Annotated in this window: 1 protein-coding gene; it reads left to right on the top strand. The window is 58.9% G+C overall.

The features are described from left to right. Nucleotide 1 precedes the first annotated feature (1 nt). On the top strand, nt 2-763 hold the full coding sequence (locus ACYPYD_RS20265) for an IS5 family transposase (RefSeq protein WP_459665121.1): 762 nt from the start codon (nt 2-4) through the stop codon (nt 761-763). The last annotated feature ends 149 nt before the right edge of the window (nt 764-912 follow it).

Genomic DNA, 912 nt, shown 5'->3' with positions numbered 1-912 from the left:
TTTGACGGATGCCGAGTGGGCGCTGCTGGAGCCATTGCTTCCACCTGCGTCTCGTGTCGGACGGCCCCGCAAATGGCCATTACGACGCATCGTCGAGGCAATTCTGTACCTACTGCGCGGAGACCTGCCATGGCGGATGCTGCCGCCTTGCTTTCCGCCGGTGTCGAGCGTGCGGCATTGGTTCTACTTGTGGCGAGACAACGGGCTGTGGCTGACGATAAACCACACCTTGTTGATGATGGCCCGCGAAGCTGATGGGCGAGAGGCTTCTCCCAGCGCTGGCGTGATCGACAGCCAGTCGGTCAAGACGACCGAAAGCGGTGGCCTGTGCGGTTACGATGCAGGGAAGAAGATCAAAGGACGCAAACGGCACATCCTGACCGACACCGATGGAAATCTTGTCCATGCCGTTGTGCACGCCGCCGACATTCAGGACCGGGACGGGGCACCGCTGGTCCTTGGAGAAAACGTCAGGCACTTCCTCTGGCTGCGTCACGTGTTTGCGGACGGCGGCTATGCCGGAAACAAGCTCAGGGAGGCCCTGCGCCGGATCGGAAAGTGGACCGTCGAAATCATCAAACGGTCCGATACTGCCAAGGGCTTCGAGGTCTTGCCGCGACGATGGGTCGTCGAAAGAACGCTCGCATGGCTGAGCCGCAACCGGCGTCTGGCAAAGGACTTCGAGGAAACCATCGCGTCAGCCACGGCTTGGCTCTTTATCGCATCCATCCAGCTATATGCTCGCCGCATCGCAAGGCCCTGATTGCCACGCCCGCAATTTTGAATCAGACACTTAGCTCGACTTTGTACGTTTTTGGTCAGGTCCAGGTCCAGAAGATGCTGTTTTCAGCAACGTGGTCGAGTGCTTGATCGAGGGGCAAGACGCATCCGCCCATATCATCGATATTTTCC

The organism is Novosphingobium sp. 11B, from assembly GCF_054589055.1.
The sequence above is the reverse complement of the archived record's forward strand: the minus strand, read 5'-3'. Positions and strand labels throughout refer to the sequence as shown.